At 52.3% G+C, this 14,714-nt stretch carries 13 protein-coding genes and 1 other annotated feature; of the genes, 9 read left to right on the top strand and 4 right to left on the bottom strand.

The features are described 5' to 3' along the window. The first annotated feature begins 59 nt into the window (after nt 1-59). A complete protein-coding gene (locus DQG23_RS24980; protein WP_113033753.1) occupies nt 60-776 on the top strand; it encodes a response regulator transcription factor in 717 nt (238 codons plus the stop codon). Continuing rightward, on the top strand, nt 776-2,578 hold the full coding sequence (locus DQG23_RS24975) for a sensor histidine kinase (RefSeq protein ID WP_113033752.1): 1,803 nt from the start codon (nt 776-778) through the stop codon (nt 2,576-2,578). The genes DQG23_RS24980 and DQG23_RS24975 overlap by 1 nt, the downstream gene beginning before the upstream one ends. Before the next feature lie 322 nt (nt 2,579-2,900). On the opposite strand, the gene serA is transcribed toward DQG23_RS24975, so the two are convergent. Next, on the bottom strand, nt 2,901-4,487 hold the full coding sequence (gene serA / locus DQG23_RS24970) for a phosphoglycerate dehydrogenase (RefSeq protein WP_113033751.1): 1,587 nt from the start codon (nt 4,485-4,487) through the stop codon (nt 2,901-2,903). 66 nt (nt 4,488-4,553) lie between these two features. After that, nucleotides 4,554-4,806, bottom strand: a binding site (T-box leader). 190 nt (nt 4,807-4,996) lie between these two features. Between serA and DQG23_RS24960 the strand changes: the two genes are divergently transcribed. After that, entirely contained in the window at nt 4,997-5,314 is a 318-nt protein-coding gene (locus tag DQG23_RS24960; RefSeq protein ID WP_113033749.1) for a rhodanese-like domain-containing protein, read from the top strand. A gap of 125 nt (nt 5,315-5,439) precedes the next feature. Here the strand turns inward: DQG23_RS24960 and DQG23_RS24955 are convergent, their stop codons facing one another. Continuing rightward, entirely contained in the window at nt 5,440-6,366 is a 927-nt protein-coding gene (locus DQG23_RS24955) for a hypothetical protein (protein ID WP_113033748.1), read from the bottom strand. Between the two features lie 203 nt (nt 6,367-6,569). Between DQG23_RS24955 and DQG23_RS24950 the strand changes: the two genes are divergently transcribed. The 4 genes from DQG23_RS24950 to DQG23_RS24935 all read left to right on the top strand — a co-directional run bounded on the left by DQG23_RS24950 (nt 6,570) and on the right by DQG23_RS24935 (nt 11,105). Further along, the gene (locus DQG23_RS24950; RefSeq protein ID WP_113033747.1) at nt 6,570-7,178 is read left to right on the top strand and encodes a CPBP family intramembrane glutamic endopeptidase; all 609 of its coding nucleotides are present in this window, start codon (nt 6,570-6,572) and stop codon (nt 7,176-7,178) included. Further along, nucleotides 7,165-7,389, top strand: coding sequence for a hypothetical protein (locus DQG23_RS24945; protein ID WP_113033746.1), 225 nt, complete (start codon nt 7,165-7,167; stop codon nt 7,387-7,389). Before DQG23_RS24950 ends, DQG23_RS24945 begins: the two co-directional genes overlap by 14 nt. Nucleotides 7,390-7,763: 374 nt before the next feature. Next, on the top strand, nt 7,764-8,774 hold the full coding sequence (locus DQG23_RS24940) for a 2-oxoacid:acceptor oxidoreductase family protein (RefSeq protein WP_113033745.1): 1,011 nt from the start codon (nt 7,764-7,766) through the stop codon (nt 8,772-8,774). A gap of 24 nt (nt 8,775-8,798) precedes the next feature. Further along, nucleotides 8,799-11,105, top strand: coding sequence for a thiamine pyrophosphate-dependent enzyme (locus tag DQG23_RS24935; protein ID WP_113033744.1), 2,307 nt, complete (start codon nt 8,799-8,801; stop codon nt 11,103-11,105). 102 nt (nt 11,106-11,207) lie between these two features. Here the strand turns inward: DQG23_RS24935 and dapA are convergent, their stop codons facing one another. Further along, complete coding sequence (gene dapA / locus DQG23_RS24930) at nt 11,208-12,077, bottom strand: 4-hydroxy-tetrahydrodipicolinate synthase (protein ID WP_113033743.1); 870 nt, start codon at nt 12,075-12,077, stop codon at nt 11,208-11,210. Nucleotides 12,078-12,189: 112 nt separating this feature from the next. Here dapA and DQG23_RS24925 point away from each other — a divergent pair, with 112 nt between their 5' ends. Beyond that, nucleotides 12,190-13,062: a LysR family transcriptional regulator gene (locus tag DQG23_RS24925; protein WP_113033742.1), complete on the top strand. Its 873-nt coding sequence runs from the start codon at nt 12,190-12,192 to the stop codon at nt 13,060-13,062. Here DQG23_RS24925 and DQG23_RS24920 read toward each other — a convergent pair whose 3' ends face one another. Next, nucleotides 13,063-13,926: a polysaccharide deacetylase family protein gene (locus DQG23_RS24920; RefSeq protein WP_113033741.1), complete on the bottom strand. Its 864-nt coding sequence runs from the start codon at nt 13,924-13,926 to the stop codon at nt 13,063-13,065. A 179-nt stretch (nt 13,927-14,105) separates the two neighbouring features. Here DQG23_RS24920 and DQG23_RS24915 point away from each other — a divergent pair, with 179 nt between their 5' ends. Next, nucleotides 14,106-14,483, top strand: a complete 378-nt coding sequence (locus DQG23_RS24915) for a hypothetical protein (RefSeq protein WP_113033740.1) — start codon at nt 14,106-14,108, stop codon at nt 14,481-14,483. Nucleotides 14,484-14,714 lie beyond the last annotated feature (231 nt).

Below are 14,714 nucleotides of genomic sequence, written 5' to 3'. Positions count from 1 at the left end.
TAACCGGCAGGCTTGCGCATACTAAACGTAAGATCACGACTAAACGGAGGCTGCATACAATGACGGAACTGAAATCAACCATTCTAATTGTCGACGACGAGGAACGGATTCGGCGGCTGCTTAGAATGTACCTGGAGAAGGAAGGCTTCTTGATCGACGAGGCGGAGGACGGGGAAACCGCGCTGAAGAAAGCGGTGGAATTCGACTTCGACCTGATCCTGCTCGATTTGATGCTGCCGGGCATCGACGGTATTGAGGTTTGTACGCGGCTTCGTCAGCATAAAGCGACGCCGGTCATTATGCTTACCGCAAAAGGCGAAGAAGCGAATCGTGTCAGCGGCTTTGAAGTCGGCGCCGACGATTATGTCGTTAAGCCGTTCAGCCCTCGCGAGGTCATTTACCGCGTGAAGGCGATTTTGCGCCGATCTTCGGCTACCGCATATTTAGTGAAGGACGTCAGCTCCAGCAACAATATCGTATTTCCGCATCTGGTCATCGAGCATGACGCGCATCGGGTAACGGCCGGCGGGCAGGAAATCGCGCTCACGCCCAAAGAATACGAGCTGCTGCACTATTTGGCGATTACGCCGGATAAAGTATTTTCCCGCGAGGAATTGCTCAAGGATGTATGGAACTACGAATTTTTCGGGGATCTCAGAACGGTCGATACGCACGTGAAGCGTCTGCGGGAGAAGCTGAACAAAGTATCGCCTGACGCCGCAGCGATGATAACGACTGTTTGGGGCGTCGGTTACAAGTTAGAGGTGCCGAAATAGTGTTCATTTTCAGGAGCGTTGTAGGCAAGCTGTGGATGACCATCATTGGGCTAGTTGCCGTAGTGCTGATCATACTCGGCTTGTTTTTATTTAAGTATATCGACACGAGCTTCCCGCGTGAGCATGAACAAGAACAGTCGTTAAGCCGCCTTGCCGGCGAAATAGCCAAGGAGGCCCACCGTCATGTCGGAACCGAAAGCGATACGAAGGAAGCTTACGTCAATTCGATGAACGAGCTCCTGGTCGCACAGGAAACGGGGATGGCGCTGGTCGATCGCAACGAGGTCGATACGAGCATGCCGATTTCCTATGGCGGAACGAAAATCGGGATTTTGGACGATATCATGCACCAGTCCGATTTGCAGGTCGTATTCGCTACAGGCAAAGCGGTAAGCAAATCGTTCGGCGAGTATTTCGCCGTAGTCGTCCCCCTCAAGAACGGCGCGCAAGACGAAACGATCGGCGCAATCGTCGTGTATCAATCGAAAAAATCGGTCGAGGATACGCAGCTTTATGTCAAAAAATTGTTCGCTCTCGTTTCATTTATCGGATTTTTGCTGACCACCTTCTTTGCCTTTTTCTTGATTACTAGAATAACGAGGCCGCTTGTTCAGCTGAAGCAAGCAGCCGTAGATATTACGCAGGGCGAGTACGGGATTCGCGTAGCGCCGCTGACGAGCGACGAAATCGGCGAGCTCGCGAACACGTTCAATCATATGGGCGAGAGGCTTGAGCAAACGGTCAAAGCGCTTAACCATGAGACTGAAAATTTGAGCAGCGTGCTGCGAAGCATGGCTGACGCGGTCATATCGTTCGATGCCGTCGGCAATGTCGTCTTTACGAATCCGCAGGGCGAAGTGCTGCTGGAGGAATGGCGCGCCATTCAGTGGGGTGACCAAGAGGAGGAAGGCAAGCAGGTTCCGGAACCGCTGCTGCAGCTCTTTGAGAACGTGGCGCAAGCGACCAAGCAAATTACGACGAAGCTGCATGTGCAGAACGGCGTATGGTCGGTCACGATGGCTCCGCTTTATTCGCAGGAGGCGGTAAGGGGGGCTGTTGCCGTTCTTCGCGATGTGACCGAGGAACACAGGCTGGATAAGCTCCGCAAAGATTTCGTGGCGAACGTCTCGCATGAGCTGCGTACGCCGCTTTCCATGCTGCAAGGCTATAGCGAAGCGCTTCTGGACGACATTGCCGGCACTCCCGAGGAACGTCAGGAGCTGGCGCAGGTTATCCATGACGAATCGCTGCGGATGGGCAGGCTCGTACGCGATCTGCTCGACCTGGCGCGGATGGAAGCGGGGCATATGGAAATGTCGTTCCGCGAGACCGACCTGGACGGACTGCTGAAGCGTGTGTACCGCAAGTTCTCCGTGCTGTGCAAGGAAAGAGGCATTCGGCTGAACGCCGACTTCCGTGTGCCCAATGCGAATTTAGGCAATGCGGACGAAGATCGGCTGGAGCAAGTCCTGACCAATCTGATGGATAACGCCATTCGTCATACCTCGTCCGGAGCTGAGATTACATTGCGCACCTTCACCGTGATGGCCAAAGGAACCCGGTGCATTCAAATCGATTTGGAGGATCAAGGCGAAGGCATTCCGCCGGGGGATCTGCCATATATTTTTGAACGCTTTTACAAAGCGGATAAAGCGCGCACGCGAGGTACCACCGGCACCGGGATCGGCCTCGCCATCGTCAAGAACATCGTTGAGGCGCATCAAGGGATGATTCAGGTGAAGAGCGCGCTCGGCAAAGGAACGACCTTCTCGATTGTGCTTCCTTACGGGGAAGAAGCCTAAACATACTGCTACTAGGCAGCTTCAAAAATGCCGTCGCAAGTGAGACGGAACTTTAACGCCAAAGAACCTCTATCCTGTCGTAGGATGGAGGTTCTTTAACGTCGACTGATGCAGAGCTTTTGCAGTGAACGGAACAACATAAAGGACATTCCCCAATCCATCCGTAGGACTACTTGCAATCAGTGAAAAAGGAAGGCTGTCCCGGGTCCGTTCAGACCTTTCGGGACAGCCTTTCATTTGTGCAATACCCGGTTCGTCACTTTGTGCGGTTATTTGTAGAAATGACGAGGAAAATCTTGTTGCTCGTGGAACAGTCCGGGTTTTACAGCGCCAGTTCTTTCACGTTCATAATTTCCGGAAGCTTGGTCAGCTCCGCCAATACCTCATCGGATGCTTGCTTGTCGATCGTAAGCAGCATGATCGCGGAACCGCCGACCACTTTACGTCCAACCTGCATGGATGCGATGTTCACGTCGTTATTGCCGAGCAGCGTGCCGACACGTCCGATAATGCCCGGTTTGTCATTGTGCGAAACGAGAAGCAGCGTGCCCTCCGGCGAAATGTCGACCGGATACTGGTCGATTTGTACGATACGCTCGCCGTATCCGGACAAGAGCGTGCCGGAAAGCGTGCGATCGCCGTTTTTCGTTTTGAGCGTCACGGTTACCAGGTTTTTGAACGTTTGAGCGGCGGCCGATTTTTGGATGACGACGTTCACGTCGCGGTTTTTGGCCAAATGCATCGCGTTGACGATGTTGACTTCGCCTGCCAGATGATTGGTCAGCACGCCTTTGACGATATAACGGGTAAGCGGCGAAACGTCGACGTCCATAAGCTCGCCCGAGTAGCTGACGTGAATTTCTTTGACTGCGCCGTCGGCCATTTGTCCGGCAATGCGGCCGAGCTTTTCGCCGAGATTGAAGTAAGGCTGCAAAATATTCAGAACGCTGGCTGGCACAGGAGGCATGTTAACCGCATTTTTGAACGGTTCGTCGCGCAAAATGTGCAGAACCTCCTCGGAAACGTCGATCGCCACATTCTCTTGGGCTTCTACGGTCGACGCGCCAAGATGCGGGGTTACGATGATTTTCGGGTTGTTCAGGAACGGATGATCCGGCGCAGGCGGTTCTTCGACGAATACGTCAAACGCCGCTCCGGCAACGATGCCGCTGTCGATTGCGTCGATCAGAGCTTTCTCGTCGACGATGCCGCCGCGTGCGCAGTTGATGATGCGAACGCCTTTCTTCATGATGGCGAATTGATCTTTGCCGATAATGCCGCGCGTTTCATTCGTCAGCGGCGTGTGTACGGTGATGAAGTCGGCTTGTGCGGCAATGTCGTTTACGCTGCCCAGCTTGACGCCCATTTTTTCGGCGCGCTCCTCGGACAAGAACGGGTCATAGCCGATTACATTCATGCCGAACGCTTTGGCGCGTTTCGCCACTTCGCTGCCGATACGTCCCATGCCGACGACGCCCAGCGTCTTGTTGCGGAGCTCGACGCCGACAAACGTTTTGCGGTCCCATTCGCCGCCGACGGTTTTTTTGTAAGCTTGCGGGATTTGCCGTGCGATCGCCATCATCATTGCGAATGTGAGCTCGCATGTGGCGATCGTGTTGCCGTCCGGCGCGTTGATGACGACGATGCCGCGCTTGGTAGCCGCCTCCAGATCGATATTGTCGACGCCGACCCCTGCACGGCCTACGACCTTAAGCTTGCTGCCAGCTTGCATGATCCGTTCGGTAACCTTAGTTTGGCTGCGCACGAGAAGCGCGTCGTAATCGCCGATAATTGCAACCAGCTCATCCTCAGTAAGGCCGGTTTTCTTATCGACCGTGATGTCGGGTGCGTCGTGAAGCTGTTGGATGCCCATGTCGCTGATCGGATCGGATACAAGTACTTTAAACATTTTGATAGTCCCCCTGTAATGGAATGTGAAAATAAAAAAACTCCCGATCTTCATACGTATTTCGTACGAAGGGACGAGAGTTGATTTCGTGGTACCACCCTTATTCGCCAAACGCTTGCGCGAATGGCCTCATCGGTTTTTGCAAACCTGGAAGGGTAACGGTCTCCTGCCGCCGGCGCCTAATGGAGAGACTGCGAAAATCGCAGAATCGTTCAGCGTCGAGACTCTGGAATGCTCCGCATCGATCAAACCGCCGGATCCCACCAATAACCGGCTCTCTGTGGATAATTCTGATGCTTGGTTCCTTCATTGTCGTTTCTTGCTATCGTTTTTCATAATTTATCACGCGGGATTCGAGCATGTCAATAGACGTATGATAAATTGTCACAAAGTTGTCTTTAATGCGGAATGGCAAGGATCCGGACGGCAGGCGGAAAGGGTCGCTTTTCTTTTGTCCGGAATGTTGATATTCTGCAAGTAAGCTTGAAAAGAGAAGGGGGAGTTTTATAATGAAACAAATTGATCCCGAACAGCTGCTCGCGATAATTGCCGACGGCTCGCTGGACGAGGCGCAGCTGATCGACGTCAGGGAAGAGGGCGAGTGGGCGTATTATCATTTGGAGGAAGCGGAGCTTATTCCGATGCAGACGATTCCGGCACGACTTGACGATATTTCGAGGGACAAGCCGGTTTACGTCATTTGCGCACATGGGGTCAGAAGCGCGATGGTTTGCCGTTTTCTCGAAGAGAACGGATTTGGCAATGCGGTCAATGTTCGCGGCGGGATGGCGGATGTGGCGGCCTTAAAAGGATTTTCGTACGATTGACGAAGAGCCGGAGCACCGCAAGGTGGACCGGCTCTTCGTCAATGTTGAATTCAAGATTCGATGTCGGATAACCGACATTTTTTCTTTTTCATCAAAACGGGCTTTTTAAACAACCTCAACCTCTACTACTTGGAATCCGTGAAGAAGGGAAGCTGCGGCAATGTTTCATTCGCATACCATTTTGCCTTTCCGCCAAGGAAATCGCCTTGCCGGACGGCGCCTGTGCCGATCAGAATATCTACGGTTTGCTGCACGTTTCCGGCATTCATTTTTTTGGCCTGGCCCGATTTGATCATCTGGTCGACATGATAGACGAGGTCCTGCGGATTGAACGGTTTGAACGTTTGGCCGCTAACGAGTAAACTGGATATATAGCTGTTTTTGAGATTAAGATTGAGCTGGTTCCAATCGTCGAGCGTAAGCGGGCTGCTGCCGAGCAATGACGCGCCCTTCAGCTCGCCGCTTGCCGACTCGTTCCATTTGACGATTGCGTCGTAAAATTGCTTTTGGCCTTGCAGGGCGAACAGCTTCGCTTCGGTGAAGGCGGCATCCTTCTCCATCTCCGCGACGAGAACGCTGCCCTTGACGGCGTTCGCTTTGGATTGGAAGCTCTTGGCCGCATGGGCGAACAGCTTCAAGCTTTTCAAATATTGCTCGTGCGCTTCCTTCAGCAGCGGGGACGATTCGGGCATCGTGCTCGTAACCGTCTCTTCGTATTTCTCATCCGCCAGCTTGCTCAGCTCTTTAAGGATGGATGCGGGATCGACCGAACCGCCCTGCGACTCGATTTCGTTCCAGCGTGTGAACCATTTGTTCTGGAATTCTTTATACGGGAGAAAAACAGTGTGATAGAATGAGACCAGATATGTCTGATGGTATGCAGTGAAGCCTTTATCCGCTTCCTCGCGCTTCGCCAAAATCTCTTCGTATTTCGTTTCGGCACGGCCTTTGCCCGTGTTGAATCCGAGGAAAAATGCGCCGAACGCGCACAATAGCAAAAAGATGACGGTAAACACGAATATGTAGTCAAAGCGTGTCAATTTTTTCTCCATAAGCAGCTCCTTCCGGACGATGATGTTAGCGCATGGTTCGACGGCGTAAAACGCGCGTATCCTTTTCATTTCGACAAACGGCGGGTCGATAAGCCTAGAGCCTAGTATAGGGGATGCCTGCCCAAAAAGGAATAGCCGGCCACGCGAGCGTACGAACACGGACTGACGGCTTATCAACTGATTGCGTGAAAAGGCGGGAATGCATGAAAAAATGGAACTTCTTCAAAAACATCCGTTTTCAGGTTCGCGATATTAACGAATTGGACGACCGTTTTTTGCTGGCGAATTTATATTTGACGCAGGCGCTTACTTTAGTTATCGGATTAATCGTATTCTTTTTTCAGAAAAATAAATTTTGGGAGCATTTATCGTTCGGGGAGCCGCTAAAGATTATCGGCTGGGGACTTGGCTTTGCCGCAGCATTCATTGCCGTGGACCTGCTGATTTCGCGCTTCGTGCCGGAAGACGTAGCGGATGACGGCGGCATCAACGAGAAGCTTTTCGGCCGCAGGCCGATTTGGCATATCGCGCTTATTTCAGCCGTGGTGGCGATTTGCGAGGAGCTGCTGTTTCGCGGGGCGGTGCAGCATGCTTTTGGCGCGTACTGGACGAGTATCCTGTTTGCGGCGATTCATATTCGCTATTTACGGCATTGGATTATGACCGGGCTCGTTTTCGGCGTCAGCTACGGCCTGGGATGGATTTATGAGCAATCCGGCACGCTGTGGGCGCCGATTATCGCCCATTTTGCAATAGATTTCGTGATGGGCTGCATGATACGTTTTCGGAGGGAAGCAAATGAGAAGAACTGACAAGCCAATTGCCGCTGCCGCCGGCGACAACAAGGATGAACGCGAAGAAGAACGCCCGCTGCCGCCGCGAAGCGCCTCTCATCCGACGGAGAAGGTCAAATGGACCAAAATGTTTTACCGGACGCTGATTACGTTGTTTATGCTTCTGATCGCTTCGCTCATCAGCTGGTTTCTATGGGGGGACCCGGGCAAGGCGGTAATCAAGCTGTAATCGTATTCCCGGTATCTGTTATATAACTTTTAAATGCTGTTATATATCGTTACGGAGGCCTAGTGCCTCCGTTTTTTTTATGGCAAGAGGGCGTAAAACCGCGTCATTACTATGAAAATGAGAATCATTTTCAATTTTGTCTAAAATGTGTCATAAATCTGTTGCCCCCTCCAGGGTCTGCTGTTATAATTGGTTTAAACAATTTGCGGCCGCCCTTTATGAATGGCGCTGCAAGCTTGTACGATCGAGAAATCTGCTCCGGCGACACCCGCAACAATGATTAATTGCTTAGGCGCTAACGCTCGATCCGTCGGATGTGGACGTCTGTAAAAACGTTTTCAACCATTGTAGGGGAAGAAAGGGGAACGAGCAACATGACTATCCTGCCCAAGAAAAACGAGCTCGGCTTTTTTGAAATCCGCCTGGAGTCGATTGGCGGTCTAGGCGCCAACTTAGCGGGTAAAATGCTTGCGGAAGCGGGTGTCGTAGGCGTCGGCCTGAACGGTGTCAGCTTCTCGTCGTACGGTTCGGAGAAAAAAGGCTCCGCTGTCAAGGCGCACATCCGGTTTTGCGATATGGAAACGCCGATCCGCGATACGTCCCCGGTCGAGAGACCGCATGTCGTCGGTATTTTTCATGAAGCGTTATCGAAAACGATCAATGTGACCAGCGGTATATACGAAGACAGCGTGGTGCTCGTCAACTCGACGAAATCGCCTGAAGAGCTTAAAGAAAACATGCGTATGGTCGGCGGCACGATAGCGGTTATCGATGCCATCGGCATCTCGCTCGAAGAGAACAACCGCGTCAACATGGCTATGCTTGGCGCGCTTTTCCGGCTATGCACCTTCCTCGATCCGCAAATTATGCGGGACGTCATTCGCAAGTCGCTCGAGAAGAAGTATCCGCAAGCCGTCGAGCCTGCGCTGCGTACGTTCGACCGCGGCTTTAACGAAGTGAAATTTCAAACGTTCACCTTGCCGGAAGGCGCTTCTATGCCGGCATTTGTCCGGACCGACACGCCGGTTCTCGGTTACGAAACCCAGCCGATCGGCGGCATGGTTTCCAATCCGGGCAACAGCGTATTGAAGGATTTGAGCATTTCCCGTTCCGGCATGATGCCGCATTATTTTGAAGATAAATGTATCCATTGCGCGGCTTGCGACAACGTTTGCCCGGATTTTTGCTTCGTATGGGAGGAGCTCCCCGACAAAAAAGGCCGTCCGCAAATGTTCCTGCAGGGCATCGACTACCAATATTGCAAAGGCTGTTTGAAATGCGTCGCCGCTTGTCCGACGGAAGCGCTGGATAGCGCAAGGGAAACGGACGGATACGGCGAAGCGAACCGGGTGCCGCACAAATTTGATTTGGCAGTGAATTCCTAATCATTGACAAGGGGTGTGAATTCGATGGCTATCGAAATCAAACGCGAGCTCGGTCAAGGCAAAATTGAGCAGCGCATGGTGTACGAGTCCGGCAACGAAATGGCAGCTTATGCCGCTCATCAAATCAATTATCATATCATGGGTTATTTCCCGATTTCGCCTTCTACCGAAGTAGCGCAGTTTCTGGATCTGATGAAAACGAGCGGCCAGCATGACGTCGTCCTGATTCCGGCGGACGGCGAGCACGGTTCGGCAGGCGTCTGTTACGGCGCTTCGACGGCCGGCGGCCGCGTCTTTAATGCGACGAGCGCGAACGGATATTTGTATATGCTCGAGCAGATGCCGGTGCAGTCCGGTACCCGTTTTCCTATGGTGCTTAACCTCGTCTGCCGTTCGGTATCGGGTCCTCTCAATATTCACGGCGATCATTCTGACTTGTACTACGCCCTGAATACGGGCTGGCCGATTCTGATGTGCCGCGATCCGCAAGCCGTTTACGATATGAACATTATGGCGATTAAATTGGCCGAGGACCCAGAGGTTCGTTTGCCTGTCATGGTGGCGTCCGACGGTTATTTTACCTCTCACCAGAAGCGGAGAGTACAAACATTCGCGCACCGCGCCGACGTGCATGCGTTCGTAGGCGCTCAGCCTCCCGGCGGGTTCCCGGATGTGCTCGACCGCAACAATCCGATTACAGTCGGACCTTACATGAACGAACCGGACTATATCAATAACTGTTACCAGCAATCCGTAGCGATGTACAACGCGGAGAAGGTATTCGATAGAATCCGCAATGAATATAAAGAACTGACCGGACGGGATTACCCGATTCTGGACTTGTACCGGATGGAAGATGCCGAAGTCGCCGTTTTCCTGATGAATTCCTCGTCCGAAATCATTAAAGACGTCGTCGATCAGCTTCGCGAGAAGGGCATCAAGGCGGGATCCGTCGCGCCGAATATGATTCGCCCGTTCCCGCAGAAGCAGATCGCCGAAGCGCTGCGCAATGTCAAGGCAGTGACGGTGGGAGACCGTGCCGATTCGTTCGGCGCATACGGCGGCAACATGACGAATGAAATCAAATCGGCATTGTTTACGCACGGCAACAAAAACACGATGGTAGTCAGCCGCATTTACGGCTTGGGCGGCAAAGATTTTTACGCCGAAGACGGCCATGCGATGTTCCAATATGCGCTCGATGCGATCCATGCAGGCAAAGTCGAAACGCCGTTCGATTATCACGGCCATACGCCGGGCGATCCGTCCAAGGCGCCTAAGCGCGTGTTGAATCCGATGAAATTCGAAGATCTAAAGACAGGCTTGATCACCGTCACGCCGGATGAAACGAGCGGGAAGCTGAACGTTAAAATTCCGCCGCTTCGCTCGCTGACGAAAAAACCGAAGCGGATTGCTCCGGGTCACGGCGCTTGTCCGGGCTGCGGCATTTTTTCGGGCTTAGAGCTGTTCTTCAAAGGAATCGAAGGGGACATCGTATCGCTGTTCCATACGGGCTGCGCCATGGTCGTTACGACAGGCTATCCTTATAGCGCGCACAAAGCGACGTACATTCATAATTTGTTCCAGAACGGCGCAGCCACGCTGTCGGGCGTCGTTGAAATGTTCTGGGAGCGCAAGCGCCGGGGCGAGCTGGATCATCTGAATTTGAAGGACGATTTTACATTCGTCATGATAACGGGCGACGGTGGCATGGACATCGGCATGGGGCCGGCGATCGGAGCTGCGCTTCGCAATCATAAAATGATCATTCTGGAGTATGATAACGAGGGTTACATGAACACGGGGGCGCAGCTTTCGTATTCGACGCCGCTCGGCCACCGTACGTCGACCTCCAACGTCGGCAAGCATCAAGGGGGCAAATTGTTCCACCATAAGGATACCGCGCAAATTATGGCGGCGACGAACATACCTTATGTGTTTACCGGCTCCGAGGCTTATCCGATCGACCTCGTGAAGAAAGCGGCCAAAGCGCAATGGTATGCGCAGAACGAAGGGCTCGTATACGGAAAGATTCTGATTACTTGTCCGCTCAACTGGCTGTCCGAGGAGAAGGAAGGAACTTCGATCATCAACTATGCGGTCGATTCCTGCTTCTTCCCGCTCTATGAGATCGAGCGCGGGGTGACGACGATAACGTTTAATCCGGAAGACAAAGGCAAACGGGTTCCGGTTGCGGAATGGCTCAAAACGATGGGCAAAACGAAGCATATGGTCAAACCGGAATATGCCGAATCGCTGAAAAGCTTCGAGGACGAAGTCGAACGCCGCTGGGTAAGGCTGAAAGCCCGTCACGAGAATGAGTATTTGTAAAAGAAACAAGAGGCTGTTCCGCAAGCGGAAAATCCGCGGCGGAGCGGCCTCTTTTTATTATTTAAATGTAGCGGCCATTTCGAAGAAAAGGTCGTTGTGAATTTATAAGAAAGGCCTCAGTTCCTCAGCAAGCCGTCCACTGATCGGGGTCATCGGAAGACGCAGCGTGTCGGATACGATACTGCCTTGACCGGCAAGAAGCCATTTGAGCGGTGCAGGATTCGGCTCTTGAAACAGGAGACGGATGAGCGGAAGGAGCGAATTGAATTCCTGCTTGGCTTCTTGGATCCGCCCTTCGTTGAAAAGCTCGAACACTCGCACAAATTGCGCCGTTCTTACATTCGCCGAAGCCAAGATGCCGCCTTGCGCTCCGTTGCATAACGAAGCAAAAAAGTTGGCGTCGTCTCCGCACAAGATCGGCTTCGGGCAAACATGCGAGAGCTCGGAGGTCATCTGCAAACCGCCTGAACTGTCCTTTAACCCGATGACCCCTTCCATATCCAAGATGGTTTGCGCGGAGCGAAGCGTTAAACCTACACCGGTCCGGTAAGGAATATCGTATACGATAACGGGGAGCCCAACCTTGGAAATTTGCCGAAAATGTTCAATAATCCCTTCCTGCGAAGGGCGATTGTAGTAAGGGACAACCGATAACGCCGCATCGGCTCCTTGCTTCGCGGCTTGTTCGGTTTTTTTGACAGCTTCCGCCGTATCGTTGCTTCCTGTTCCCGCGATGATTGGAATACCTCTTGGGGCTGCCGCAAGCTTTGCGGCATGCAGCAGAGCCCCAGCCTCTTCGTTATGAATGGTCGGACATTCCCCTGTTGTTCCGTTTACGACGATTCCGTTTATTCCGCAAGCCGATAAATGTGCGATATGTCCATGAAAGGACTCCAAATCGATACCGCCGTCCGAAAAAAATGGCGTGATGACAGGTACGAATAACCCGTGAAGCCGTTCTGTTGTCAGCATATGCTCGCCCTCCGTTACGTAATTGCCCTAACTATACCATGGTCAAAGACATCGGAGTTATCTATAATAATCGATAACTGGCATCAATAATATTGATAATGGAGGGGCGGGCATGGAACTCGACTACTATCGAACATTTCTTGAAGTTGCAAGAAGGCGAAGCATAACGCGGGCGGCGGAAACGCTAGGTTACGCACAGTCGAGCGTAACGACGCAAATTCAGAAGCTGGAGAAGCATTACGGCGTTCCGCTGCTCGAAAGGTTCGGCCGAACTTTACGTTTGACGCCGCCTGGAGAAAAACTGTCGTTGTTAGCCATGCAAATGCTGGAGTTATACGAGCGCTCCCTGGAAACGGTGGGCAGCAATACTTCGGGCACGCTTCACATCGGGACGATCGATTCGTTAGCGGCGTATTATCTTCCGCCTTTTCTGCAACAGCTGAAGCAGCTGAATCCTGAGCTCAGCATTCAGCTGCAGCCGGAAAGTGAGGAGGTGCTCATTCAGAAGGTGAAAGACGGGGAGTCTGATGTCGGACTGCTGCTTGACCGCGAACCGGCCGACACCGCGCTTCATTGTATCGCTATAAGGGACGAGCCGCTGGTGATCATCGTTCCCCCGGAGCATCCGCTCGCCCGACTTGACCAATTGGTTCCGAGCGATTTGGAAGGAGCGGAGATGATCGTTTCGGAAGTCAGCTGCGTATATCGAGGTTTTTTCGAGAGAGCACTGAAAGAAAATCGGGTTTCGTATCGGATAGGGTTTGAATTAGGGAGTCTGGAAGCCATCAAGCAATGCGTCATCAATGGCCTGGGAATAGGCTTGCTCCCGCAAATCGCCGCTTTGGAGGAGGTGCGAAGCGGAAGACTGAAGGCAATTCCTCTGGTTCACTCCGAACTAAGGGTCGGCATACAACTGCTGGTTCACCCTAAGAAATGGATGAACCAGCCGCTTCAAGCGTTTTTAAAGCTGCTTACGGAACGCTGATCATTCGATCTCGATCGCCCGCGGGTCGACGAAGCTGTAGCCTTTTTCCTCCAGCTTGGTCAGGAGGCCGTCAAGTGCTTGAACGGTCCATGGAAGCTCGTGCATGAGGATGTTGCTGCCTGGATGAAGCTGGTCAAGCACTTTTTGGATGACGAGCTCAGGCGTTTTTTTGGTTGCTTTTTCATCCCAATCAAGCGAGCCGTTCGACCAGGTCATAAACAGCATATGCTCCGCTTTCGCCTTTTCCTTGACGTAATCGTTGGAGGAGCCGAACGGAGGGCGGAAAAATTGCGGCTTCGATCCGATCGTTTCTTGGACGATCGTTTGTACGTCGCCGATCTGCTTGTCGATCGAAGCGTTCGTTTCCTTTTTCAAATCGACATGATCCCAGGAATGGTTGCCGACGATTTGGCCACGGTCATGAATGAGCTTCAGCAGCTCAGGGTGCTGCTTGATCCTGTAGCCGTTTACGAAAAAGAGCGCTTTGGCCTTATGTTTGTCCAGCGTGTCGATAAGTCCGTCGATCATTTCTTTCTCTTTCGGGCCGTCATCGAACGTAAGCAGAACGACTTTTTTGGTGGCTGCGTTAGGGTCGATCGGAACGATGTCGTAATTATTGTTCATCCGGTACGTTTTGGCTGCCGCTTGCTCTGCAGGTTTCGTCGGCTCAAGCGACGGCAACGCGCTTGGCTGGACGCTGGCCGTACCGAAAGGAGCGGACGTTGTCTCGGGTGCAGCGGAAGAAGCAGGAAGCGAAGGGGTTGCCGAATGCAGCGGCATCGATGACGGAACGTCCGGGCCGTTTTGACAGGCGGCGGCGAACAAGGCGAGCGAGCAGATTGCCGCCAGTTTCATGCTTTTCATAAATTCTCTCCTTTATGTACGTTCTTTTGACGGGAAATGGTAAGAGAAGATCATGCATGTATTGTATCATATCGCAGCTTCATCGCTTCCATTCAACCCTTTATTTTGTCGGCATAGATCCGTACCGGCGGCGAAAACTAGGAGTGCGCCATAAACGACAGCATAAGGAGGAGTACGCGATGAAGATAGGTGCCTTTATGATTGGCGGACTTGTCGGGGCGACAGCGGCCGTTATGTTGAGCCGGAACAACCGCAGCAAATGGATGATGGCCGGTTTAAGCGCTGCAGGGGAATCGATGGGTAAAATGTTTAACCAAAAAAATTGGTTAAGCGGAGACCGCGAATCCCGCAAGTGGAGCTCGGGCGAAGAGCGCCATACGCAAAACAAATGGGATTCCGGTTCAAGCGCTCAAAGCCATACGGCTTCGGCGTCATCCGCAAGCAAGGAAAATCTAACCGAAGTTCAGGATATTGTGGATAAGGATCCTGAACTTAAGAAACATGTCACGCAAATATTATCCGAGAACGATCCGTCCTCAAAGTTCGCGAATCATTAATGATTAAGGATTTATTTTGAAAAAAGTCGCCTTCCTTCGAAGCGAAGCGATGATGTAAAAAATACCGACAGAAAAAGGCAGACTGGTAAGAACGATCGCGAGGACTATGCGTCGTTTTCGACCGGCTGCCTTTTTTTATTGTTTTCCACGGGATATCGGTGGATTTTCTTCAATTTGATAGATGCAGGGGCTAAATCCGGTACGGCAAAGCTTTTAGTCGGAGAATCCCGC

Source organism: Paenibacillus contaminans, from assembly GCF_003285015.1.
In the GTDB taxonomy this organism is placed as follows: domain Bacteria; phylum Bacillota; class Bacilli; order Paenibacillales; family NBRC-103111; genus Paenibacillus_V; species Paenibacillus_V contaminans.
Note: the sequence above shows the minus strand (reverse complement) of the source record. Positions and strands in the feature narration are given on the sequence as shown.